This is a genomic window from Bradyrhizobium sp. SRL28, from assembly GCF_018596315.1.
Classification (GTDB): Bacteria; Pseudomonadota; Alphaproteobacteria; order Rhizobiales; family Xanthobacteraceae; genus Bradyrhizobium.
The window spans coordinates 293,731-318,494 of the sequence record NZ_JAHEAG010000002.1 but is presented as its reverse complement, the minus strand read 5'-3'; the positions used below and the strand labels follow the sequence as shown (position 1 = coordinate 318,494).

The 24,764-nt window shown below is 62.5% G+C and carries 21 protein-coding genes and 2 riboswitches; of the genes, 10 read left to right on the top strand and 11 right to left on the bottom strand.

Annotated features, from left to right (window positions below):
• Positions 1–194 precede the first annotated feature (194 nt).
• Genes KIP88_RS05920 through KIP88_RS05910 form a run of 3 tightly spaced genes read left to right on the top strand, consistent with a single transcriptional unit; the run spans position 195 to position 3,837 of the window.
• Positions 195–2,042, top strand: a complete 1,848-nt coding sequence (locus tag KIP88_RS05920; protein WP_214486924.1) for a TonB-dependent siderophore receptor — start codon at positions 195–197, stop codon at positions 2,040–2,042.
• Positions 2,036–3,058, top strand: coding sequence for an iron ABC transporter permease (locus KIP88_RS05915; protein WP_214486923.1), 1,023 nt, complete (start codon positions 2,036–2,038; stop codon positions 3,056–3,058). The genes KIP88_RS05920 and KIP88_RS05915 overlap by 7 nt, the downstream gene beginning before the upstream one ends.
• Positions 3,055–3,837 carry an ABC transporter ATP-binding protein gene (locus KIP88_RS05910; RefSeq protein ID WP_214486922.1) on the top strand — a complete coding sequence of 261 codons (783 nt, stop codon included), beginning with the start codon at positions 3,055–3,057 and terminating at the stop codon, positions 3,835–3,837. Before KIP88_RS05915 ends, KIP88_RS05910 begins: the two co-directional genes overlap by 4 nt.
• A 12-nt stretch (positions 3,838–3,849) precedes the next feature.
• On the opposite strand, the gene cobD is transcribed toward KIP88_RS05910, so the two are convergent.
• Positions 3,850–4,836, bottom strand: a complete 987-nt coding sequence (gene cobD / locus KIP88_RS05905) for a threonine-phosphate decarboxylase CobD (RefSeq protein ID WP_214486921.1) — start codon at positions 4,834–4,836, stop codon at positions 3,850–3,852.
• Positions 4,837–4,890: 54 nt separating this feature from the next.
• Here cobD and KIP88_RS05900 point away from each other — a divergent pair, with 54 nt between their 5' ends.
• Both KIP88_RS05900 and cbiB read left to right on the top strand, forming a co-directional pair.
• The gene (locus KIP88_RS05900) at positions 4,891–5,712 is read left to right on the top strand and encodes an ABC transporter substrate-binding protein (protein WP_308163252.1); all 822 of its coding nucleotides are present in this window, start codon (positions 4,891–4,893) and stop codon (positions 5,710–5,712) included.
• Position 5,713: 1 nt separating this feature from the next.
• Positions 5,714–6,685 carry an adenosylcobinamide-phosphate synthase CbiB gene (cbiB, locus tag KIP88_RS05895; RefSeq protein WP_214486920.1) on the top strand — a complete coding sequence of 324 codons (972 nt, stop codon included), beginning with the start codon at positions 5,714–5,716 and terminating at the stop codon, positions 6,683–6,685.
• Here cbiB and KIP88_RS05890 read toward each other — a convergent pair.
• The 7 genes from KIP88_RS05890 to KIP88_RS05860 form a co-directional block, all read right to left on the bottom strand.
• Positions 6,658–8,145: a cobyric acid synthase gene (locus KIP88_RS05890; RefSeq protein WP_214486919.1), complete on the bottom strand. Its 1,488-nt coding sequence runs from the start codon at positions 8,143–8,145 to the stop codon at positions 6,658–6,660. The genes cbiB and KIP88_RS05890 overlap by 28 nt on opposite strands.
• A complete protein-coding gene (gene cobO / locus KIP88_RS05885) occupies positions 8,145–8,777 on the bottom strand; it encodes a cob(I)yrinic acid a,c-diamide adenosyltransferase (protein WP_214486918.1) in 633 nt (210 codons plus the stop codon). The genes KIP88_RS05890 and cobO overlap by 1 nt, the downstream gene beginning before the upstream one ends.
• Complete coding sequence (gene cobN, locus KIP88_RS05880; protein WP_214486917.1) at positions 8,774–12,484, bottom strand: cobaltochelatase subunit CobN; 3,711 nt, start codon at positions 12,482–12,484, stop codon at positions 8,774–8,776. The genes cobO and cobN overlap by 4 nt, the downstream gene beginning before the upstream one ends.
• Before the next feature lie 18 nt (positions 12,485–12,502).
• Entirely contained in the window at positions 12,503–13,516 is a 1,014-nt protein-coding gene (gene cobW, locus KIP88_RS05875) for a cobalamin biosynthesis protein CobW (RefSeq protein WP_214486916.1), read from the bottom strand.
• Between the two features lie 13 nt (positions 13,517–13,529).
• Complete coding sequence (gene cobU / locus KIP88_RS05870) at positions 13,530–14,054, bottom strand: bifunctional adenosylcobinamide kinase/adenosylcobinamide-phosphate guanylyltransferase (RefSeq protein ID WP_214486915.1); 525 nt, start codon at positions 14,052–14,054, stop codon at positions 13,530–13,532.
• On the bottom strand, positions 14,051–14,416 hold the full coding sequence (locus KIP88_RS05865; protein ID WP_308163250.1) for a DUF1636 domain-containing protein: 366 nt from the start codon (positions 14,414–14,416) through the stop codon (positions 14,051–14,053). Before KIP88_RS05865 ends, cobU begins: the two co-directional genes overlap by 4 nt.
• A 196-nt stretch (positions 14,417–14,612) precedes the next feature.
• A riboswitch (cobalamin riboswitch) is annotated at positions 14,613–14,805 on the bottom strand.
• Positions 14,806–14,845: 40 nt separating this feature from the next.
• Positions 14,846–17,182, bottom strand: coding sequence for a TonB-dependent receptor plug domain-containing protein (locus tag KIP88_RS05860; RefSeq protein WP_249790595.1), 2,337 nt, complete (start codon positions 17,180–17,182; stop codon positions 14,846–14,848).
• 263 nt (positions 17,183–17,445) lie between these two features.
• Positions 17,446–17,653, bottom strand: a riboswitch (cobalamin riboswitch).
• Positions 17,654–18,072: 419 nt separating this feature from the next.
• Here KIP88_RS05860 and KIP88_RS05855 point away from each other — a divergent pair.
• Positions 18,073–18,255 carry a CbtB domain-containing protein gene (locus tag KIP88_RS05855; RefSeq protein WP_214486913.1) on the top strand — a complete coding sequence of 61 codons (183 nt, stop codon included), beginning with the start codon at positions 18,073–18,075 and terminating at the stop codon, positions 18,253–18,255.
• Positions 18,256–18,258: 3 nt separating this feature from the next.
• Positions 18,259–18,981 (top strand): CbtA family protein, encoded by a 723-nt coding sequence (locus KIP88_RS05850; RefSeq protein WP_214486912.1) that lies wholly within the window; start codon positions 18,259–18,261, stop codon positions 18,979–18,981.
• Between the two features lie 104 nt (positions 18,982–19,085).
• On the opposite strand, the gene KIP88_RS05845 is transcribed toward KIP88_RS05850, so the two are convergent.
• Entirely contained in the window at positions 19,086–19,517 is a 432-nt protein-coding gene (locus KIP88_RS05845) for a hypothetical protein (RefSeq protein WP_214486909.1), read from the bottom strand.
• A gap of 279 nt (positions 19,518–19,796) precedes the next feature.
• Between KIP88_RS05845 and KIP88_RS05840 the strand changes: the two genes are divergently transcribed.
• The 3 genes from KIP88_RS05840 to KIP88_RS05830 all read left to right on the top strand — a co-directional run bounded on the left by KIP88_RS05840 (position 19,797) and on the right by KIP88_RS05830 (position 23,177).
• The gene (locus KIP88_RS05840; protein WP_214486908.1) at positions 19,797–20,411 is read left to right on the top strand and encodes a DUF4908 domain-containing protein; all 615 of its coding nucleotides are present in this window, start codon (positions 19,797–19,799) and stop codon (positions 20,409–20,411) included.
• A gap of 163 nt (positions 20,412–20,574) precedes the next feature.
• On the top strand, positions 20,575–21,114 hold the full coding sequence (locus tag KIP88_RS05835) for a hypothetical protein (RefSeq protein ID WP_214486907.1): 540 nt from the start codon (positions 20,575–20,577) through the stop codon (positions 21,112–21,114).
• A 431-nt stretch (positions 21,115–21,545) separates the two neighbouring features.
• The gene (locus tag KIP88_RS05830) at positions 21,546–23,177 is read left to right on the top strand and encodes a caspase family protein (RefSeq protein WP_214486906.1); all 1,632 of its coding nucleotides are present in this window, start codon (positions 21,546–21,548) and stop codon (positions 23,175–23,177) included.
• 284 nt (positions 23,178–23,461) lie between these two features.
• Here KIP88_RS05830 and KIP88_RS05825 read toward each other — a convergent pair whose 3' ends face one another.
• Positions 23,462–23,779, bottom strand: coding sequence for a hypothetical protein (locus KIP88_RS05825; RefSeq protein WP_214486905.1), 318 nt, complete (start codon positions 23,777–23,779; stop codon positions 23,462–23,464).
• Between the two features lie 220 nt (positions 23,780–23,999).
• Positions 24,000–24,755, bottom strand: a complete 756-nt coding sequence (locus KIP88_RS05820) for a hypothetical protein (protein ID WP_214486904.1) — start codon at positions 24,753–24,755, stop codon at positions 24,000–24,002.
• Positions 24,756–24,764 lie beyond the last annotated feature (9 nt).

Sequence of the window (24,764 nt, the reverse complement as noted above, 5' to 3'; positions counted from 1 at the left end):
TTGTTGCGTTGGCTTGTTGTCACAGCGCTGCGCGCGCCCAGTCGAAACCCGATCAGCTCCCGCCCGTGGAGGTCAATCCGACCGAGTCGCCGAAGCCGGTCCGCCAAATTCGTCGCGATCGAGATCGCCGTGCGGCGGGCCAGGTTCGGCGGGCCGCAAGCGCCCCCACCTCAGCCCCCCCACAGCCAACGGAGGTGGTGGTAACGGCCGACAGGGAGCCCGAGCCCATCAGCCGCACGGGCAGTTCGATCAGCGTGGTCAAAGGCGAGACGCTAGCGACCAGCAATCCCGGTTCGCTGGTCGACGCATTGAGAACCGTTCCCGGCCTCGACATATCCGAAAGCGGTGGACCGGGTTCGACCACGAACATCCGGCTGCGCGGCGCCAATACGGGCCAGACATTGGTGATGATCGACGGGATCCGGATCAACGATCCGACCGCCGCGAGCGGCGATTTCGATTTCGCCATGTTTGCGCCAAGCGCCATCGACCGGATCGAAGTGCTGAAAGGCCCGCAAAGCGCGCTCTATGGTTCGGACGCGATGGGCGGGGTCGTCAACATCATCACCAAGAAGGGTATGGGCCCGGCGCAATTCAACGTCCGTACCGAAGGCGGAAGCTACGGCACCGCGGCGACAACGGGATCGATGGTCGGATCACAAGGGCCGTGGTCCTATGCGTTCACCGGCGGCGGCCAGAGCAGCGAAGGCTTTTCGCGTTATGGCTATCGCATTCCCGCCATCGAGGCAAAAAATCCCAATCTTGAGCGGGATGGTTTCAGTCGATTGGGAGGCTCTGCGCGGATTGGCTACGATGCCGACGGCGTGCGGGTTGAGACCGGCATATTGTCGACGCTCACTCGGTCAAACTATGACGCGTCGGGGGCGGATGCCCCCTTCTACCAGGCGCGGCGTCTGCTCGATCAGGTGTGGGCGAAAGCTTCGGTGGATACGCTCGACGGCAAGTGGACGCACAGTCTCAATACATTTGCGACCCAGGCCGTTCGGTCGTTCAGCGAACTGTCTTATCCCCTGGTCAGGTCCTCGACTATCACGGACTATACCGGAAATAGCGTCGGAGCTGAATATCAGTCAATCCTGCGCATGGGCTCGCTGGGTTCGCTGATCTACGGGGCAAAGACCCAGCACGAGACCGCGGATATTTTCCAGACCAGCTTCGTGCCGAGATTCTCCGCCTACGTGCCTCAGGTGCGAGGCCAGCAGGACACCAATTCCGTGTTCGGGCTGTGGCAACTGCCGATCGGAGAACGTCTGATTATCACCTTGGGAGGTCGTGTCGATGACGTGGTGAACGTCTCTCGGTTCGAGACCTGGCGGGCCACTGCGGCCTATACGATCTCCGAAACCGGCACCAAGCTGCACACCAGTGCTGGAACAGGCGCGAAGGCTCCCACCTTATATCAGCTCTACTCTGTCAACAGGGGTTCATCGCTTGCCCCGGAACAAAGCTTTGGCTACGACGCCGGCGTCGATCAAAGCCTGCTCAATGGCCGCGTGACTGTTTCGCTCACTGGCTTCTCGAACAAATTCAGCAACCTGATTGATTTTGTCAGTGCTGGTCCTGGCGTCTCCTGTCCCGTGGTGAACTCATCGGGATGCTATTTCAACGTCTCGCGCGCCGAGACCAACGGTCTGGAAGTCGGATCCACTGTCGACGTGCTCCCCGGTTACGTGAAGTTCAATGCGGCCTATACCTATCTTCACGCGATCGATCTTGCGACCGGCCTGGTGCTGGCGCGGCGACCGAAAAACCTGGCAAACTTCAGACTCACCATCACACCCACGGACAGATGGCTGATCGAACCCCGCATTCTCACGGTTTCCAAGCGCTTCAGCAGCGCCGGCCAGACCAACCGGGTCGATGCCTATACCCGGGTCGATCTCTATACCGAGTACAAGATCGACAGGAACTGGAAAGTGTTTGCGCGCGGCGAAAATATCCTGAACGAGCACTATCAGGAGGTTTTCAACTTCGGCACCACCGGTCCCGCGGCGTATGCAGGGTTCAACGCCACATGGTGACACCGGGTCCGCCCAGACGTGTGATGATCGCCACCACCGGGCTTGCCGCGTTGGTGGCATTGCTGGCGCTTGGCTCGCTCGGCACTGGACCCGTACGGCTGTCGCCGCTGACCGTGATCGACGCACTGCTCGGCGGCGGAACCGACATACAGCGGATTATCGTAGGGGAAATTCGCCTTCCGCGAATGATCCTCGGATTGGCAATCGGCGCGATACTCGGCCTGTCGGGCGCTGCCCTGCAGGGCCTGCTGCGCAATCCGCTGGCGTCGCCTTCCCTGTTCGGCGCGCCGCAATCGGCCGCATTCGGAGCTGTGCTGATGATTGCGCTCGGCTGGGCCGACGTCCGGTCCTACGCGTTGCCGGTTGCAGGTATCACGATGGCATTCGGGTCGGTGTTCGTGCTGCTCGGCATCGCCGGAAGGAGCGCCGGGCTGCTGTTGCTGATTCTTTCAGGTCTGGCGATTTCCAGCCTTGCGGGAGCCGCGACTGCGCTGGTGATGAACCTGTCATCCAATCCCTTTGCCGCGCTCGAAATCGCATTCTGGCTGCTCGGCTCGCTGGAGGACCGCAGCTTCCGCCATGTAACGCTCGCGTTGCCGTTCATCATCGCAGGAGCCATCGTCCTGATCAGCCAGCGCAGCGCTTTTCGTGCACTGAGCCTCGGCGAAGAGACCGCGCAAAGCCTTGGCGTCGATGTCAGCCGCTTGAGGTTGCTGGTGATCGCAGGTGTTGCGCTGGGGGTCGGTGGCGCGGTCGCCGTCAGCGGAACCATCGGCTTTATCGGTCTGGTTGCGCCGCATCTGGTGCGGCCGCTGATCGGCCACGATCCGGCGCGCCTGCTGATCCCGAGTGCGCTGACCGGCGCGGCGCTATTGCTGGCCGCGGATATCGCGGTGCGAGTCATTCCGTCCACGACCGACATCAAGGTGGGCGCGCTCACCTCGATCATCGGCGTACCGTTCTTCCTCTATCTGATCGTGCGCGAACGCCGGTCGCTCGGTGGAGGCGTCGCATGAACGGCAAACCGACGTTGGCTGCGCAGCAGCTGGAAGTGGCGCTGTCGGGCCGAACCGTTCTGCACGATGTTTCGCTGTCGCTGCCTTCAGGGCAGCTTGTCGCATTGGTGGGACCGAACGGCGCCGGAAAGACCACTCTGCTCCGCGCCCTGGCGGGTCTGGTGCCCTCGACCGGCGCGATCGAGGTTGGCGGCGATCATTTGTCGTCGCTCCCGCTGCGGGAGCGCGCGAAGCGTTTTGGATACCTGCCGCAGGGCCATCTGGTGCATTGGCCGTTGCCGGCCAAGGATGTGGTCGCACTGGGGCGGTACCCGCACGGCGCCACCGACCCGGCACGGCTGTCGCCGCGTGACGAACAGGCCGTGATGCGCGCGATGCAGGCCACTAACGTTGTCGAGTTTTCTGAACGCCCCGTTACGGAATTGTCCGGCGGCGAGCGCAGCCGCATCGCGCTGGCGCGGGTACTGGCCGTCGAAGCACCGGTCTTGCTCGCAGACGAACCGACCGCCTCGCTCGATCCGCGCTACCAGATCGACGTCATGATCAACCTGCGCGGCGCCGCAGACCGCGGCGTGCTGGTGGTTGTGGTGACGCACGATCTCGGCCTCGCCGCACGCTTTGCCGACACCGTGCTCGTGTTGTCGGGCGGCCGTCTCGTCGCGCACGGAAACCCCGCACAGGCGCTTTCGGAGCAGGTCATGGCGGATGTGTTCCGGATCAGCGCGTACCGCGCCGATTACCGCAACGAGGCCGTGATACTGCCGTGGGCGGGGGTCTGACCGATGGCCAGGCTAGTCGCTCAATGCGACCGCCAGGCGGTCGAGACCGACGGCGTCGGGAGGCAGACCAAATCGCAGGAGGTCGTCGGCCCAGTCGAAACTCCGGCACCAGATATGCCGTCGCGCCAGCGCGGCATGCAGCTTCGAGGCATGAGGATGTCGGGCAAGCCGGAACAATGGCGTACCTCCGGCAATCGTAAAGCCCGCTTTCACCAGCACCTCGTCAAGCTTATGAGCCTGCTGTTCAAGCTTGCCACGCGTGTGATCGGCCCATGGTCGATCGCCGAGCGCCGCCGTACCGATCAACAGTGCCGGCCCGGAACACGGCCATGGCCCCAATGCCCCGGCGATACGATCGATCATATCAGGTGCGCCTATCGCGAATCCCAGCCGCAATCCGGCAAGGCCATAGAATTTCCCGAACGAGCGCAAGATCAGTACAGGCCAATCGGTGCACAATGCGGCTGCACTGATGGCTGGGTCGACATCGGCGAAGGCTTCATCGACGACAAGCCATCCGCCGCGGCCTTTCAGTTGCGCCGCAATCCGCGTCAGCGCGGCGTGGTCAGTGACGCGACCATCGGGATTGTTGGGATTGACGACGACCGCATGGACCGCACTTTCGGGGCAAGAGTCGAGGTTGTCGATCTCGATCACGGGATGACCGGCATTGCGCCAGGCGAGCGCATGTTCGCTGTAGGTCGGTCCGACAATCGCAACGGGCCCGGGTGCGGCAAGATAAGGCAGCGACTGGATCAGCGCCTGAGTCCCGCCAGCAGCGGCGATATCGGCACCGTCAGGCACGCCGTAGGTTTTTCGCGCGACCTCCAGCAACGCCTGCGTTTCAGCGCGCGATGGCAGACGCTGCCACACGCTTTCCGGCAGATGCTGCGGGATTGGCCACGACCAGGGATTGATCCCGGTCGACAAATCCAGCCAACTGCCGGGCGCGCCGCCATGGCACGCGATTGCGTCGGTCAGGTCACCACCATGTTTCATGGGCGCTTCATGCCACCATCGGCATTAAAATGCGAGAGGCTGCGGAGCGCTCTTGTGGCAATCGCCATCCTGACCTCCGTCAGCTTGCAAGGCGTCTCGTACGCCACCGAACTGCCGCGGATCGCCTCGATCAATCTCTGCACCGATCAGTTGCTGGTGACGCTGGCGGACCCTGCGCAAATTCTCGGTCTCAGCCCCTATTCCCGCGATCGCGCGCGATCCTGGGATGCGGCAAAGGCCGCTCAATTCCCAAAACTCTCCGGCGAGGCCGAGGACGTATTGGTTTTGAGGCCGGACGTTGTCGTCGCCGGGCGTTTCACCAAGCGCGCGACACGGGAGCTGCTGAAAGAAAAGGGGCTGCGCGTTGTCGAATTCGATGCCGCACGCTCGCTGGATGACGTGAAAAAGCAAATTCGCCAGATGGGCGATCTCGTGCGGCATCCCGACCGCGCCGCCGCCGAAATCGAGCGGCTGGACGCAGCAATTGCGCACGCGCGCGAAGTCGTGTCGCGCAAGCCCTATCGCGTGCTGGCGCTATCCAGGCGCGGCTGGGTTTCAGGCGGCGACAGCTTGACGAGTTCGCTGCTGGCGACCGCCGGCCTCAGCAATGCCGCTGCCGATCTCGGCTTCAAGCTCGGCGGATTTGCCTCCCTGGAAGCGATAGTCAGTCTGAAGCCCGATTTCCTGCTGGTATCCGACGCCGGCGACTTTGCCGAAGACGAAGGCCGGGCGTTCATGCTGCATCCGGCCCTGGAGCGGCTTTATCCGGCGTCAAAGCGCCTTGTAGTCCCGGAAAAACTGACTGTATGCGGCGGCCCGAGGCTGTCGGAGGCCCTCGATCGCCTCGCCTCGGAACTCGAGCGCGTGGCGCACTGAAATGTTGATCTGGAGCGATACGCTCTTTGTTGTCATCGCTGCCCTGGCGTTCGACGCCTTGATCGGGGATCCCGATTGGCTGTGGCGGCGGCTGTCGCATCCGGTGGCCCTGATCGGATCGTTGATCGGATGGCTCGACCGTTCGCTCAATCTCGATGCGCGCTCCGCCGGGCAGCGAAAATTTGCCGGCGTCTGCGTGGTCGTCCTGCTCCTGGTCGCTTCCACACTCATCGGATTTCTGATCGAATTTGCGTTGCGTCAGATCCCGTTTGGAAATGTCCTGCTTGGACTGGCCGCCTCGACGCTGATCGCACAACGAAGCCTTTATCAGCACGTCGCGCGGGTACGCTCGGCATTCGCCGATGGCGGGCTCGCTGAAGCCCGCCGCGCCGTTTCCATGATCGTCGGCCGCAATCCAGATCAACTTGACGAGGCGGGTGTGTGCCGCGCGGCCATCGAATCCTGCGCCGAGAATTTCTCCGACGGCGTGGTGGCCCCGGTATTCTGGCTGGCGCTATTCGGCCTGCCCGGATTGATTGCCTATAAAGCCATCAATACCGCCGACTCCATGATCGGGCATCGCAACGCGCGCTACGAGTCCTTTGGCTGGGCGGCCGCGCGGCTGGATGATCTCGTCAATTTGATCCCGGCACGGCTATCGGGGTTACTAATTGCGATAGTCGCTCCGATTGCGGGTGGCACGACTGCGACCGCGCTCAAGGCGATGTGGCGCGATGCGGCGAAACATCGCTCGCCCAATGCCGGGTGGCCGGAAAGCGCCACAGCCGGCGCGCTTGGCCTGGCCCTCGCCGGGCCACGCCGGTATGGCGACCGGATCGTCGATGATCCTTTTCTCAATGCCGAAGCACGCAAGGATGCGCTGCCCAGCGATATCGGCCGCGCGCTCGATCTTCTGGTCGCTGCGTGTTTGCTCGAGGCCGCAGCCTACGCCGTGCTCGCGTTGGTCGTTTGACGGCTGCGCGCGATCTTCAGAATTTGCTCGATATCGAGATGCGTTTCCAGATGATCGGCGAGCCCGTCCAGTGCTGCTTCTATGCGAGCCTCATAGGCCAAAGACGATGCGATGCCGAAATGTCCGAGCCACGCTTTTCGAAAGGCGTCGCCGGTAAACAGGCCATGGACATAGGTTCCCTGCACCCGGCCGTCAGCCGAGCTGGCGCCATCGGCACGGCCCTCGATATCAAGCAGAGGCCGCTCGCAGTCGCCACCTTCGCTGCGGCCAAGATGAATCTCATAGCCCCTGATCGCCGCGCCGGTCGCGCAATGCCTGCCGCTAACGAGCGTGGTAGATTTGTCTGAGGTCATGACGGTCGTGATATCGAGCAGGCCCAAGCCTTCGACCATGCCGGCACGGCCATCTACGCCGTCCGGATCGGCTATTGTTCGGCCGAGCATTTGATAGCCGCCGCACAACCCGAGCACATGGCCGCCACGGCGTACATGTGCCTTGATGTCAGTGTCCCAGCCCTGCGCGCGCAAGAAGTCGAGATCGCCGATCGTGGACTTGCTGCCGGGAAGAATGACAATTTCGGATTCGGCAGGAATAGGTTCGCCCGGCTTGACGAAGACCAGCTTGACACCGGGCTCCATCCCCAGCGGATCGAGATCGTCGAAATTGGCGATGCGCGCGAGAACCGGCACTGCGATGACGCGCGTGGACGATGATCCATGTGCGCGCTCGAGGTCGACGGCATCTTCCGCCGGAAGCCAGGCCGCCTGGGGCAACCACGGCACGACACCGAGCGAGGGCCAGCCCGTGAGGCGGGTGATCGCCGTCAGGCCTTCTGCGAACAATCCAACGTCGCCGCGAAACTTGTTGACGATGAAGCCGTGGATCCGCGCCAATTCGTCCGGCTCCAGAACGAGATGTGTGCCGGCAAGGCTCGCGATAACGCCGCCGCGATCGATGTCCCCGAGCATCACCACGGGTACATCGGCTGCTGCGGCAAATCCCATATTAGCGATATCGCCGGCGCGAAGGTTGATCTCCGCCGGGCTGCCGGCGCCTTCCACCAGGATGATATCGGCATCTTGCGCAAGAAGGCCGAAACTCTCCAGCACCGCCGGCAGCAGGACCGCCTTCTTTTCCAGATAGTTTTTTGCCCGCAGCGTGCCCCAACGCTTGCCCTGTACGATGATTTGCGCGCCAGTATCGGTCTCCGGCTTCAGCAGCACCGGGTTCATGTGAACGCTCGGCGGCATCCGCGCCGCCCGCGCCTGCACCGCCTGCGCGCGGCCGATCTCGCCGCCCTCGATGGCCACGGCTGCATTGTTCGACATGTTCTGCGGCTTGAACGGCGCCACCTTCAGGCCACGCCGCACCAGCGCCCGGGCGAGCCCTGCGACAATCGTCGACTTGCCGGCATTCGAGCCGGTGGCCTGGATCATCAGTGCGGGCGTCGGCCGCTCCATCAGAATTCGATACCCTTCTGACCTTTTACGCCGGCACGGAACGGATGCTTCACCAGTGTCATTTCGGTGACGAGATCGGCCATCTCGATCAGTTCCGGCTTGGCATTACGGCCGGTGATGACGACGTGCTTGTCGGCGGGTTTTTCCTCGCGCAGGAACGTCAGGACGTCGTTGAGGTCGAGGTAATCGTAGCGCAGCACGATGTTGAGTTCGTCGAGCAGCACCATACGGTGGCGGCCGTCACGGATAAGCTCCTTGGCACGTTCCCAGCCCTTGGTGGCGGCGGCGATGTCGCGCTCGCGATCCTGGGTTTCCCAGGTGAAGCCTTCTCCCATGATGTGCAGGGTCACCAGCTCCGGGAATTTCGCCAGCACCTTCGCCTCGCCGGTGTCCCACGCCGGCGATTTGGTGAACTGCACGACTGCCACGGGATAGCCATGTCCGATGTGCCGAAACACCATACCGAGCGCGGCCGACGTCTTGCCCTTGCCGGTGCCCGTGTTGACGATCAGGAGCCCCTTCTCGCCAATCTTGGTCGCCATGATCTTGTCGCGCGCCGCCTTGTGCTTTCGCGCCTTCTCCCGGTGCCGTTCATTCTCGGCTTCATCTGATTCAGTCGGGCTCGTGGTCATGCGATTTCCTTCTGCGCGGTCGGCAAGAGTTCGGCGATCAGGTCAGCGGCGCGATTGGAGCGCGGGGTCCAAAGTCCCCGCCGGATCGCCTCGGCAAAGCGATCCGCAGTCTCGCGTAGCGCCGCCGGGTTGGCGGTTTGCATAAAGTCTCGTACGCGCTCATCTTCCAGATAGGAAGCGAACAGTTGATCGAAGTGATGGTTGGAGACAGCATCGGTCGAGGCCGCAAAGCCGAATAGATAATCCACGGTTGCCGCAATCTCGAATGCGCCCTTATACCCATGGCGCATTACGCCGGCGATCCATTTCGGATTGGCGGCCCGGCCGCGTACCACCCGCGAGATTTCGTGGCTGAGCGGCCGCGACAGCGGCGCTTCCGGCCGCGAGGTATCGATATGGGCAACACGCGGTGCCCGCCCCCGCAGGGTCTGCACGGTCGCCGCCAGACCGCCCATGAACTGATAATAGTCGTCGGAATCCAGGATGTCGTGCTCTCGGTTGTCCTGGGTCTGCGCGACCAGATCAACGCCCTTGAGGCGCTCGGCGAAATCGTTCCGCGCGCCCTCGCCTTCGGTGCCGCTGCCATAGGCGAAGCCGCCCCAATCGAGATAGACATCGGCCAGGTCGCCACGATTGCTCCAGCCACCCTCGTCCATCAGAGCCTGCAGGCCGGCACCATAGGCGCCGGGTTTGGAGCCGAACACCCGATATGCGGCGCGGCGTTGCGCCGCCTCGCCGTCCATCCCATCAGCCTCGAGCACCTTCCGCCGGATACGAACGTTGGCGGCAATCGGATTGGCGTCATCCGGCTCATCGAGCATGGCGATGGCGTTGACGGCGCTTCCGATGATATCCATCTGCGTCGGAAAGGCGTCCCGGAATAGTCCGGACACGCGAAAGGTAACGTCCACCCGCGGGCGCTTCAATTCGCTGAGAGGCGTAATCGCAAAGCCGGTGACCCGGCCCGACGTCTCCTCCCACAACGGGCGCGCGCCGATCAGGGCCAGCGCCTGGGCGACGTCATCACCGCCAGTGCGCATGTTGGCAGTGCCCCAGGCCGACAGCGCGATCGCACGCGGCCATTCGCCAGCCTCCTGCCAATACGCTTCAACCAGGCGTTCCGCCGCCAGTTGCCCGATCCGCCACGCCGAGGGCGTCGGCACTGCCCGCACGTCGACCGCAAAGAAATTGCGCCCCGTGGGCAGCACATCCGGCCGTCCCCGCGTCGGCGCACCGGATGGACCGGGCCGGACGAAACGGCCGTCCAGCCCGCGAAGAAATGCGCTGATCTCAGCCGCCCCGCAGGCGTCAATGACGGGACGGAGTTTGGCATCGATCCAGTCCAGCACCTCCCGTGTCCGGCTCCAGGCGCCGTTGCAGGGCTGTAGGCCCGCGACCAGTTGAAGTGCCAGCCATTCGATCCTCTCGACCGCATCGCCTGCTGTGCGCCATGCAGCGGTGCTGGCTCTTGCAAGGATTGCGGGACGCGGTCCTTCGAAATCGGCGGCAAGATCGCGGGTCAACGGATCGAATTCGCCAAGGCCAAGATCGAGCGCAAGCGCCCGATGCAACGAAGCATCCTGGGCCTTCAGATCCGAACGGGGGAGCCGTGCGATCGAAACGATGAGGTCGTTACGTTGAGCATCAGCAGGCACGCGGCCAAATACATGCAGGCCATCGCGGATCTGCATCTCCTTGAGATCGCACAGATGCGCGTCGAGCGCGCGCAAGGCGTCGTTTGTCGGCGTATCTCGCGTTACATTCACGTCGGCATCGAGCCGCTGCGCGCGCGCCAGCGACAAAATGTCTTCGGCAAGCACCGTGGCCCGCTTGGGGTCCAGATCGGCGGCGAGCGCATATTCGTCGACCAGCGTTTCCAGTCGCGCGAGGTCGTCGTGCAATTCGGCACGGGTCATCGGCGGCGTCAGATGATCGATAATGACCGCGCTGGCACGGCGCTTGGCCTGGATGCCCTCACCGGGATCGTTCACGATAAAGGGATACAGATGCGGTAACGGTCCCAGCACCGCATCCGGAAGGCAATCGGCAGATAGACCCGTGCTCTTGCCGGGCAGCCATTCGAGATTGCCGTGCTTGCCGAGATGCACGACGGCATGCAGGTCGAATTCGCGCCGGAGCCAAAGATAGAATGCGAGATAATGATGCGGCGGCACCAGGTCGGGATCGTGATAGGTACTTTTGGGGTCGATATTGTAACCACGCGCCGGTTGCACGCCGACGACGACATTGCCGAAGCGATGCAGGCCAAGGCGAAATTCGTCGGCAACGACATGCGGGTCCTGCTGCGGTTTTCCCCATCGAGACTCAACGGCACGCTGCACGTTCTCAGGCAAGGTCGCGAACGCAGCCGCATAGTTCGCGAGCGGCCACGATACGCCGCCGGAACGTGACGCGCGGCCCTCGATTGCGTTGGTCGGACCTTCCTGCAACAGATCCATCATCGCGGCGGCGTCATCAGGCGCCTCGCCGGTGAGATAGCCTTCGCCGCGCATCGCGGCGAGCACATCGATCAGGCTTTGCGGCGTATCGAGGCCGACGCCGTTGGCGAGCCGTCCATCGCGATTGGGATAATTGGCCAGCACCAGCGCAACACGGCGCGCAGGCGGAGCGCCCCGCCGCAATCGCACCCAGGCCAGGGCGAGATCCGCCGCCGCATCGACCCGATCGGCTACCGGCTGGAATGTCATCGGCGCAAAGCCGACGAGGCTCTCGCCACGCTCCTTGAACGCGATGGCGTTGGCAAAGATGCGGCCATCGACTTCCGGCAGCACGACATGCATAGCGAGATCGCGCGGGTTGAGTCCACGCGATGAGCCCTCCCAGCTCGCGCGGGATATGCCGGCCTGCGCCACCTGCAGAATCGGGCAATCGGATATCGAAAGGATGCCTGCATCGTCATTGGCGGTTGCCGTGGCAAACGCCGTGGCGTTGATAATGATATCGGGTGGATATGCTGACAGCGCCGCGCGTAGGAACGCCGCCAATCGTTCATTCTTCAGGCTCGTGACGAACAGGCACACTGCATTGAGGCCACGCGCCAGAAGCGCCACCCGCAGCGCATCGATTCCGGCGGTATCACCTCCCGCGACCAGCGCGCGGTAGAAGATAACGATGGCATTGGGCCGCTCATTGTCCGCCGGTTCATCGCGCCAGAAGCCGGCCGACGGCATCGGCCGTGCCCGCGGCGGCGCCTCGCCATGCCCGATCAGATGCGCGGCGAAACGTAACGCGAGCTCAGCATTCTCGACACCGCCCTCGCTGCAATAGCGCCAGAGCGCGTGGGTTTTGTCGCTTCCGAGCGTGCCGCGCGCTGCAAGTGCGGCGTTCCAGTCCATCTCGCCGGGTATGCACGCGAACAGCGCCCCGCGGCGCAGCGCGTCCGAACGCAGACTTTCGACACCATGCGGCCAGTAGCTTTCGCCGCCGAGCATCCGGAGCACCACAATTTTGGCCTCGCGCAGGGTTCGCTCGACATAGAGATCGACGGAAGCCGGATGCCCGAGTGCGAGCAAATTGGTCAACCGCACGCTCGGAAAGTCGCCGGCCAGCGTCGCATAGGCCGCACCAAATGCGGCGAGGTCGCTATCTGCCGCCGACAGCACGACGATGTCGGCGGGTTCCTGCCCGAGATCGCGGGCAACGTCGCCATCGTCGATACTGCCGCTGCTGTCGAGCTTCAGGTGCATATGTGTGGAAGTCCTTGGCTACCCCTGCAGCGCCCGGCGGACGGCGTCGCCATCAAAACCCTTCAGTCCGATCACCACGAGATGCTCGGCCTGCTTCAGGTCGGGACGCGCGAATGCGAGGTCAACTCGGCCCCCTACCCCCTGCACCACGATCGGCGCTGCCTTGTCGGCGATGCGAGCGTGACCCTTGACGCGCAACACGCCGGTGAGATTCAGGGCGTTGCTGACGCGCGCGCGCATGGCATCGACGCTGGCAGCCGCGGGCGGCATCACAACGATGCTGTCGAAATCGTCGTGGTCGTGCTCTTCTTCCTCGCCGTGATGACCGGCTCGCGCCGCCATGTCGTCTTCCGCGGCCGCGTTCAGGCCGATCAGCACCTGTGCCGCCAAATCGCCCTTGGAACGCACGATGTTGACGCCGGGCCGCAGTACCGATTTGAGACGCGCCTCGATCCCAGCCAAGACCGTCGGCGAGACCAGATCGCTCTTGGAGAGTACCACCAGATCGGCACAGGCGAGCTGATCCTCGAAGACTTCCTCGATTGGATCATCATGATCCAGGGAATCATCAGCGGCCCGTTGCGCGGCAACAGCATCCTCATCGATGGTGACGCGGCCTTCCGACAGCGCCAACGCATCAACCACGGTGACCACGCCGTCGACCGTGGCGCGGGTGCGCACCGCCGGCCAGTCGAACGCCTTCAAGAGCGGCTGCGGCAGCGCCAGACCAGAGGTCTCGATGACAATGGCATCCAGCGGACGGTCCCGCGCCAACAGTTTGTCCATGGTCGGAATGAAATCGTCAGCAACCGTGCAGCAGATGCAACCGTTGGTCAGTTCAACGATATCGCCGGGCGCGCAGGCTTTTGCCGCGCACTCCTCGACGAGCCCCCCGTCGAATCCTGCATCACCGAACTCATTGACGATCACGGCGATGCGGCGACCATCGGCCTGCGTCAGCAGCGAGCGCAGCAACGTGGTTTTGCCGGCGCCGAGAAATCCGGTGAGCACAGTGACGGGGACACGGGACATTGCAAGATTCTCCTTAAGGCGAACTCTTCAGCCAGAGCGGAAGCCCGGCTGCGATGAACACGACATCGGGAACGGCGGCGGCGACGATCTGGTTGAGGCGCCCCTGCGCGTCGCGAAAACTGCGGCCGAGCGGCGTCTCGGGCACCAGGCCGAGGCCGACCTCGTTCGACACAAGTACGACGGGATATTTGGCCACGCCGAGAAATCGCGTGAGCCGACGCGCTTCCACCTCGGGATCACGCTCCGCGAACATCAGGTTTGACAACCACAAGGTCAGGCAATCCACCAGCACGGCGCGCCCACGGGTAGCCTCCCGGGTCAGTGCATCGACCAGCGCCAGCGGCTCCTCAACGGTAATCCAGCCGTCGCCGCGCCGCTCACGATGATGGGTGATGCGAGAACGCATCTCCTCATCGCCTGCGGTTGCGGTGGCGAGGTAGATCGGCGCAAGTCCACTGTTTCCGATTAATTGCTCGGCAAAGGCGGATTTGCCGGAGCGCGCGCCGCCCAGCACCAGCGTGGTGGCAAGCGCCGTCATTTCGGTGCGCTTCCGTCGTCCGGCGACCAGCGCATCGGCGGCACCCGCGCCACCATGCCCTTGCGCAGAACGTCAGCACGCTCGCGCCACGGCACCAGGCCGTAGTCGGACTTCTGGTAGGATTTCACGAACGACACCAGGGCCGCGGTGCCGCTATCGGTCTGGAGGTCGCCGAACAAAAACGTGTAGCCGTCGACGCTTGTCACCGCGACGGTGGCGGGCCGCTTGCAGACGCTGAGGCATTGCACCGGCCGGACCTGCACGTAACCGGATGTGCCGATCGCAGCCTTGACCGATTCGAACATGTCCGGACCGACCACGGTAGCGCCATCGGCGGCCTTGCAGGTGATGCACACGCTCACGAGGATGGGGCCGGTGGGCGCGTTAGCGCGCGCAACTCCAATCAACGCCAAATCAGCGGAATTTTGATCAGCGTCCTCGCGATCCATCACAGGCTCACATCACGGCCGTCAGGCCACGAGCTTTGTTGGGTCGCGCCGATGGTTCATCGCCATCAGACTCGCTCCCGTCCGGTGCACCCCGCCCCGACGACGCCTCCAAAGCACAGTTCGTGATGGCAGGTCTCCTGGCTCGCGGGTCGTTGCCATCAGCCGCCTTCCCGGGAATTCCCAGTGGCACCGGCTTGGGGCTCGTCGCTTACAGTTGCGGGGGCAGCGCCGGCGTTGAGCGAACTCGCACCGGCTTCCCTTTTCACCTCCCACGAGGGAGGACCATCGCGGATGACGCTAACCGCAGGGGTAGCCGGGGTCAACCGGTGTCGCCGCCGAACCTCACCACTTGAACGATGCGGCCACCTCATAGCTGCGCGGCGCACCGAGGATGATCTGGTCGGTATACCCGGGATCGCCCCACGAAGCGTAGAGCTTGTTGGTCAGGTTCTTGACACGGAAGCTAAGTCGGGTCCGGTCCACACTATTGAACACCGATTTCGGAATATCCACGAAAGCGTGGGCGTCCACGGTCGTGTATCTATCCATGGTAACGAGGTTATCCTGGAAATTAAATCGATTCCCTACGTGGCGCAGCGAGGCGCCGATTTCGACCGGCCACGCGGTTTCAAAGCGATAGGACGCGCCTGCATTTGCGACAAAACTCGGGACGTTAGGTGGCGTCATGCCCGAATACGACTGGAATACTCCGTTGCCGTCGATGTAGCTGAAATCGACAAATCGCGATTGAACAAACGCGGCGTTGCCCCATAGCTTCAATCCGCCAAACGGGTTTGCCGCTGCGGCGACTTCAAAACCTTTCGATGCAATCTTGCCAGCGACGTTGAAAACGATCCCGCTTTCCGGAACGTACACGTTCTTACGCTCGATATCGAAGGCAGACACGACGAATTCCAGCCGCTTGTCGGCAGACAGGAGCTTGACGCCCGTCTCATACGTCCGCGAGGTCGTGAGCAGCAGCGGCACCGTCGGGGCCAGGATGAAGATGTTGGCAACGGTTGGGTCGGCTGCAGTTGCATACTGGCTATAGAACATGATCCCTGGAACGGCTTCCCACGTGTAGCCGACGCGACCGGTTATGGGATTGAAGGTCGTCGAGAACGGATATCCCCTATCGGAACGAAGCACGCCGGTAGGCGAGAATCGCGTGCGCGCCAGTTCGATGTCCTCGAAGCGGATACCGCCGATCAGAGCGAAGGTCGATGTGACCTTCAACCGATCCTCAAACGAGAGCGAAGCCTTGTCGAGGTGGGTATAGATTTTCTCATCGCTGCGCGGTCCATAGAGGCCGCGGTCCGGATTGATCAGATTGACCGTGTCTGAAAAGAACAGCGTATCCTGAGAAACGTTAAACTGTTGGCTGCTCGCCGCAACCGTGGCCACGAGCCGGTTGTCCATCCCACCGATGTTTGAATTGATCGTCAGGTCGGTGACGTTGCCGTAAAGTCTCTGGGCGTGATCGAGCGCAAGTCGCTCGCGATAGACGTTGTTAGGGCCAGAATCGTCGAACGAGCTGATTTCGTTGTTGAACCAGTCGCGATGAGCGTCGTAGCCGTAAACCTGACTTCTGAGCGATATGTTGTTGGTAATGTCCCACTGGAAGCCACTGCGTAGCCATAGCTCCTTGGCTCCACTGTGATTATTGAGCACGTTGAAGTTCGTAGTCAGCGTCCGCGCATCGATAGTTACCGGATTCAAAGCACCGGTATGCCCATTGAGATAATAGTTGGTCCAAACGCCTGACACGATTCCGCTCGTCGGAACGACGCCGGGCGCGTTGGCCGGCACCAGCGGCGTCCCCCAGTAGAAACGGTCCTTGTCCTGCTTATACTCGGCGGCGCCCCAGATCTTGAGACTATCGGTGACGCGATAATTCAGCTGGCCCGAAACATTGCTGAGCCTGGAATAGGTATCGTCGATGAAGCCAACATTGTTTGAATGGGTGATGTCGAAGCGATAATCCAGCCCGTCGACCAGTGTACTACCGCCGGAACCATATCCAGCACGGTAACCTTTGAACGAATCGAACCCTGTGAAGGCTTCGTTGACGATCGGCCCGGTGTGCGGGGCTTTGGTCACATAATTGACCACGCCACCGGTGGCGCCTATGCCCGACAACAGCGAAGCCGGACCCTTCAATATCTCGACCCGCTCGAGATTGGCCGTGTCCATCGGGCGACCTGTCATGGTCGATGGCCCGATCCAGATGTCGTTGTACAGCGTGTTGATCTGGTCGCCGGCAAAGCCGCGCATCGAGAATATGGCAGGAGCCCCGGGGGCATCGCCGCCGATTACACCGGTCGCAGCTTTTGCGACGTCGGTTGTCGTCCGGAGACCGCGGTCTTCGATAACCTGCTTGTCGATAACCTCGACTGTCGCCGGAGTCTGGCGGGCTGTAAGACCGAGTCGCGAGCCGACCTCGGTTACGACGTTCGTGTCGAGCGGAGTTTGGGTTGCCCGTCCGTCGGTTGTAGCTGGAACCACCACGGCCGTTTGCGGACGAGGACGACCCGCAACGCGCGCGGGAGCCTGGCTTCGTCGCGCTCCCGGATCAGCTCGACGCACCGGCTTGCGCTGCGGCGGCGACACGACGATCGGCCCCAGGCTGTCGGGCTTATTCCCCGCTTGCGCCACAGTCTGCGCCAAACCCGCATCCATCGATCCCGAGGCGAGGAAGGCTAGCAGACCAAGCGGAGCCACGGATGATTGCAAATATCGCTTGAACGCGAGTCCACAGCGTTGATCCTGAAACATGTGCTGCCAACGGCGCGAAAAATGACCGGCAATGAAATTTGGCACTGTACGGCTCGACGGCGAAACGATACCCGTCAGCGCGCTTGCTGTCGCATTCTGCCCTCGCCCCAAGCGGCAGATACAACAGCTACTCTTGCGACATCGGAGCACCCCGCCCGACGCGCTCGCGCGTGACCATGACCGGCAGCAGGTTTCCTGGCTCGCGGGTCATCACTTCGGACCACCTTCCCAGAGACCCTGTCCATCCCCAGTGGCATTTATGGTCGTCAGCTATCCGCCTACAGTTGCGGGGGCAGCCGCGGATTTGCACACCCATGTGCGCGCACCGCATTCCCTTGGTTAGCCCTTTCGGGCACTACCGTTCATAAACGTGGCATCGGATTGTGTTGGGAGTCAATCGATTGCCGCCCCCCTGTTAGACAACAAGCTCCGCTAAGTTGCCGCGGGGCCACACCGACGGTCGATTGATGCCATCCAGCAAACCACCCATTTGGCGGAATGATATTGACGCGCTGGCGTTTCAGCCGGGGGACCACATTGGTCTTTGCATGGTGCATCGTCGCGCGTTCCGAACCCTGTTGAGGGCAACGCCGACGCCACGGGAATGCGTTGAATTCTTCAACACCCATCAGGATGCGTTTCACGCCGCGGCACGCGCAAAATTGCTGCGGACAAGGCCGACCTCGACCGCGAATTTTCACCTGACGAGCCGGGATGTTATCAGGCAATTGAAAATTTAGGGTCGCGCCCACGTTTGTTTCGGGCTAAAATGAATGTCTTCGCCGAGGATTAAGATGCAACAGTCCCAGTCTGCCCGTTTGTCCGCTATCGCTGTCGACTCCAACGTTATCGCTCAAGCTGTGCTGGCGATGGCCCTGGGCCTTTTCATCGTCGGCGTGGTCGGCTTCTCCCATATCAGCGCCGTTCACAATGCAGCGCACGACGTCCGCCACGCCAACGCATTTCCCTGTCACTGACGAATGCCTGTTTTCAGGTCTATCGTATTTGCTGCCGCCCTTGCCGGCTTGATCGTCGGGGTAGTGATTTCCATTGCGCAGTTCTTCGGTACGGTGCCGTTGATCCAGCAGAGCGAAGTCTACGAACGCAAAGCTGAAACCGGGGTACCGCCAGCAGCGCATGAGCAAGGCGGCGCAACCCACGATCAAGGCAAGCCGCACAGCCACGATCGTGAATGGGAGCCCGAGGACGGCTTTCAGCGCAACGCCTTCACGGTTGCGGCAAATATCCTGACCGCGATCGGGTTCGCCTTGTTGCTCGCCGGGATTTATGCGATCCGCGGCCGTCAGGTGACGTGGCGGGAAGGCCTGCTGTGGGGGCTTGCCGGCTTTGTGGTCTTCACCGCCGCACCAAGCCTCGGCCTGCCGCCGGAACTGCCGGGCATGCCCGTGGCCCCACTGACGGCGCGGCAAACCTGGTGGATCGCAACCGCGGCCGCGACGGCCGGCGGGCTTTGCCTGCTGGTCTTCCGCCCCGCCGCCTGGGCGGCGGTTCTTGGCCTCGCCTTGATCGCGCTCCCGCATCTGGTCGGCGCCCCGCTGGCGCCGGAATCGCACAGCGAGGTTCCTGCCGCCCTTTCCCATCGATTTGTCGTGGCAGTGACGCTGACCAGCTTGTTATTCTGGTCACTGCTGGGCGTCGCCACCAGCATAGCGTTCGAACGAATTTCACGCCCGCAGATATAGTTGCCGACAAACTTCGTTTGAGGGCAGACGCACTCCGCAAACGTCTTCGCCATTTTAGGAATACCCAGCGGGGCCCAGGTAGGCCCTGAACCCCTCCAAGGCGCTTACAAATTGTTCTGCAAATATTCGAACACGTAGTCTGCGTCGTTGCTCGAATTGAAATTGACCTCGTAGTCGATCGTGCCATCCTTGAGCACAACCGTGCGCTGCGGTCCAAAACTACAAGTCAGGCTTTTGATCTTCTGTTTGACGGCTTCCTTGCCGGCCTGGGAATCACAGACGCGCCGCATGGCCTCGAGCGCAGCGCCGCAGTAACCGTAGGCGCTGTAGATCTTCCGGTCCTCCGGCGCCGGCGGCTTCAACCAGTCAAACTTCGCTGTGAGACTGTTGCCACACCGCTCGTTGGTGGAGGTAACCTCTCCCGCGAGATACTTCTCCTGGTCCGCGAAATACTCCTTGTCCTTCAGCGATTGGGCAAGCGCGACCGAGGAGAAGATCGAGAGTGCGACGACGGCGATACCGGCACGGATATTCATAGCGGATAACTCCAAATTAGATGTTCATGCGCGCATACCGTGCGGGCACGGCGTCCGGCCATTGCGGCGGACCCAGGGATAGACGGACAGCGGCGGCGATTTTCCCGCGTCGCCGCAGCAGCTGTAGCGATGCATCTTGATTGAAACATTTTGAATAATGAATGCGCCGCATTCAACATGAGTGTCGGCCGCAAAAACTCCGCATTTACTTCTCACTTCTCCCCGCGCTCATCAGCGATACCGCATCCCGCGGATTGTCGTGATGCTGTGAGGTCTACCATGTCCGGACGTTTCCGAATGATCGCCCTCGGCGCCGCCCTCACCTTGATCATCGGCCATGGCGACCTCGCCGCGCAAAGCGGCCCGCCGCTTCGCATCGGGCATTACAGCACTGGCACCGGATTGATCGGCTTTGTGATCGACCGCATGGGAACGCCGATCAAGCTGCGCTTCGACGGCTCCGACGAAATCCTGGCCTTGACCCCCGAGCAGGCTCCATACAATTCGCTGACGCTCAAGCGCGACGACGGCGTCTCGGTTCTTCGGATCTACGAAACGGGTCGCATCCTGGTGTTCAGCGACAAATTGTCGGGCGGTTCGGCTGACGCGTATCGCGACCAGGAAGCCGAGCCGCTCGTCGTCAAGAAGGCAACGAAAGAGCAGGCCGAGACCGAGGCTGAGTCGCTCGGGCGCAGGCTCAGACGCGCGGGCGCCCCGGAGCTCGCGATATCGCTCGACGCGCCGCGCCTCTCCGCTGACGCCGCCGCATGGTCCGCGATGGCGGACGCAATCGCCGTCACCGGAGCAACCCTGGCTGAGATGCTCACCTCACCGATCGCACGCGAGATCATCGCGGCGAAACTGCGGCGCGTCGTCATCCGCGACGCCGACTAGGTCGACGTCAGGCTGGCGGGCGACACCCTGATCGTAGAGGTCGAGGCCAAGGAGGCGATCACAGGCCGGCCGTCCTCGGCGCGCCTCAAGTCTGCGATCGGTGATCTCCTGTAGCTGATCTAATAACCGGGGCGCGGATTGACAGCAGTTGGCGCGGAGAAAAATGCTCACCAGTCCGTCTCTCTATCTTGATGTGGTGGCGACGGCCGCGGGCCGTCTCGAAATGTCACCGCAATATGTGCGCAATGTTGTCAAGAAAGAGAGGAATCCAATGTCGGGTCTGATTACTGGGCTGGTTTTGCTGGCGCTCGGCGCCCTCGCGGCCGCTTCGAGCATCGTCGCGAAACGTCCGGACGCGAAGGCGTATATTGAAATGATGATACCTTACCAGGGATGGTTCGGATTCATAACCTGCCTGTGGGGCGCCTGGACCATCATCAGCGCGATCATCAACCTGAATTGGTTCAGCTATGTGCCGGTCTGGTGGCTGACCTACCTCGCGACCGGCATACTAATTGCGTCGCTTGGCCTGCTGCTCGGCTACGCGTTGCTGACGAAGCACATTTTCAGCCGCAGCGCTGAAGCGGCACAGCGCGGCGAGCAGATTCGCGCCATCATTGTGCCCTATCAGACCGTGCTCGGCTATGCCGCAATCGTCCTCGGCCTATGGACGATCGTCGCCACATTTCTCTATCGTATCTAGCTGGAGCTTGATCCGGAAAATGCCTGCCCGCACTTGATGCGGGCGGGACACCGGTTTTCCATAGCTAACAATCGGACCGCGTTCGCGCGGAGACCATGCTCGAACGGCGCGACGACAAAACTCTCATCTAACCCGCCGATCGACAGCATACACATAATCCGGCCACAGAACTCACCAACAATGACTTGACGGATAATGGCACTCAACCGCCGAACGGTTTGGCCAACCGGCGGAGACGAGCGCTCGATGAGCCCGCTATAGCGCGATGCGTTCAGGATGAATCATCATCGCGCTACAAATTATTTTTTGAGCATGATCTCCGCGCAAAACGTATTCCGCGTTTGCCGCAAAGGAAAACCGGTGTCCTGCCCGCATCAAGTGCGCGGGCATGCTTTTCCGGATCATGCTCCAGAGCATCGACGAGAGCATCCATGTCGAAGACAAACTTGTGCGCCGCGATCCTCGCGCTGATCATCGCGATAAGTTTCGCCGCGACCGCTCACGCGGGGAAGCGCGTTGCGCTGCTGGTCGGCAATAACGCCTATCAGAACGTTCCACGGCTGCAGACCGCCGTCAACGACGCGCGTGCGGTCGGCACCGCACTGCGCGGGCTTGGCTTCTCGGTGATTCTAGCCGAGAACCAGTCGCGCCGTGCCATGAGCGAGGCCCTGCTCGCTTTCGACAAGGCGATCGAGCCGGGCGACATCGCGCTGTTCTTCTTCGCTGGACACGGCTTCGAGATCCGCGGCCAGAACTACCTGCTGCCGACGGACATCCCGGAGGTCCGCGAAGGACAGGAAGAACTGATCCGCGATTCCGCATTTGCAGCCGACCGGATCATCGACCGGCTGCAGGGGCGCGGCGCCCGCACTGCGGTGCTCGTACTCGACGCCTGCCGCAACAATCCGTTCGAGCGGCCGGGCGGGCGCGGGCTCAAGGGCAGCGGCGGGCTTGCTGCGATGACGCCTGCCGAGGGCGTATTCATCATGTTCTCCGCTGGCGCCAAGCAGACCGCGCTCGACCGGCTGTCCCACGCCGATCGCGCTTCGAACTCCGTGTTCACGCGAAACCTTCTCCGCAAGCTGGCGGAGCCGGACCTGACGCTGGTGCAGATTGCCAAGCGCCTGCAAATCGAAGTCAAGCAGTTGGCGGCGAGCGTCGGGGGCGACCAAACGCCGGCCTACTACGACCAGGTCGTCGGCGAGATCGTACTCAACTCGAGCGGACACACCACGCCCGCCGGCCCGCCGCCACCACAAACCGCAGCCCTGCTCTCCGACGTCGACAAGCGCGCCGCCGAGGCCGTGCCGGCTCCTTCGGCCGACCCTGCGATCGCCGAACTCGACGCGCTGGCGACCGCGAAGAGCTGGAGCGAGCTCCGCGGCCAACTGATAACAGTGAGGCCAACGGCGCGCGACGCACACTGGGCTTCGTTGGCCGAACAAGCCGCGATCGGCGAATTAACTCCACTTGCAACGTCGGCGCGTCCGTTTGGCGATCGACTTGCGGCGCTCGAGCACTATGCCACGACGTTTCAGATCTTGAACGACAACCCCAAATTCCTGGCCCTGCGCGCGTCGATCGTCCTGTCCGCGTTCGGCGAGTGCCTTGAACAAGGTTACGGGACAGTCCTCGCCGACTGCCGCCGGGGACTGGAGGGTTTCGTGCGCACAACGCCCAAGAGCGTCGGCACGGCGCGCGCCGACCTCGCGCGTGATGCCGCCCGTCTCGTCGGGCGCAAGCTCAACCGCTCGGCCGCCGCGCCGTTTTTCGCCATCGCGATCGAGGCGCCTGCCGAAACGAATGTGGCGGCCTGTACGGATCCAGATCTCACCGACGCCGTCATTGCCGCACTCAGCCGGCCGCCCGACTGGGATGAGGCCAAGGCAGCGGCGGCGCTCACGGAAGCCTGCTGGAGCACGCTCGGCACTGCAGTCGTGGCGCAGGTCGCGCGCGAGACTGGCGACAGCTATTACCTCGGCAATGCCTGCCCGATACTGCTGCAGCGCGACGCTTTAACGGGATTGCGCGCGGCCCGCTGCCGGGAAATCAAATCGCGATAGGCGAGGTAGTCATGCCAGAGCGCGACGGGTTCAGGATGAATCGCCATCGCGCTCCAGATTGTTGTTTGAGTATGATCTCCGCGCAAACGCGCGTCCGCGTTTGTTAGCCAAGGGAAAATCAGCTAGGGGAAAACCGGTGTCCACCCATCGGGTCGTCGCCCGAGGGCATGTTTTTCTGGATCGTGCTCTAGCGCGATGAACTCCAGGTTCTTCGCTTCGACGTGCGCTTCCTCAGAAGACTGGGACCGAGGGACAGCGCACGCCTTTCCGCCCGCGCGGCTACATCAGAACGAGCAGCCGAAGCTTTGCAACGAGGCCTTGATCGCGTCCATCGTCTGCTTGCACGTCCCTTCCATGGTTGACTTCGCCGATGGATTCTTGGCCATGTCGACCCATATCTTGCGCGTCTGGTCGAGCTGCGCCTTGTAGGTCGCGCGCTGCGCCTCCGGAAGCTTCGACGTCACGCAAGTATCGTATTTTTGCAGAAAGTCGTCGCACGCGGCGATGCCGGTGCTCTGCGCACGTGCAGGCCCGGCTACGGCAATCGTGAGCAGAACAGCACCTGCCACATGCAAGAGCGGCAACGCTCTGCGCATGCTCAAGTGTGATCCGATCGCAGCCCTCGTCGTTGTATAACGCATTATCTCTTACTCCATTGCAGCGTGAGAGTTTGGATGACAACATTGAATCAGACGGACAGGCTTTCGCTTTTGGTCTGTCGCCAGCCATCGCGATGTCTCGTTCAGCCGTCCTCATGATTAGAATGCAACGCACCGCCCGCAACCGAGATGCGGCCCGGACGACTTAAGCATCGCGTTGAGGTCAGTTCGATCCTGCGGAAGCGGGGCGCTCATGCTGACCGGCCCCTGCCGGCTTCGGCCCGCATGGATCATTGTTTTTGCTGGACGCCTCGCCTGGACGTACGGCCCCCATGTTATCGGGTGTCGACTTCCCGGCCTGTTCGTTCGCGTCAATGCACGACTGAGCATCTTTCTTCTTGGTCGGACTGGACGGGGTCGCCACGATTATGCGGCTGAGCGTGTCACCTGCGTCGTCCGGCTTGACCGCGGTCGTTGCGCCGTCTCCAACCATCTTCAAAACGGTCGGTACCGCGATCACAGCCAGAACAGCGAGAGCGACGCCGGACCACGCAACCGAACGCCGGTACCGAGCAACTGGAGTGACCGCCACTGCCGACACCTGCGGGCAATTCTGTTCCGACGCAGCAAGAACGCCGGCCGCCCGCTCCATCAAACCCGCAGGAGCTGTCGCAGGCTGCGCCTGGATTTCGTCCAGCAATGCCACCGCGGCAGCCAACTCCGTGCGGGCCACCGGGTCGTTGGCAAGTCTCGTGGCGACAGCATCCCACTCGGCCCGCGACAGGGAACCGTCGAGAAACGCGGCAAGCTGAGCATTGTCGATCTCGCCCCATTGACCTGCAACGGAACCCTGCCCCAAACCCTCGGAAATGCTCCGCGACAGTTGCGCGCGAAGCACCTCAAGCGTTTGTAGCCGGTCGGAGCGGCCGTCGTCCTCGGCGAGCGCAGACGCCGGTTCGTGACTGAGGCGTTCAATCATCGGACAGGG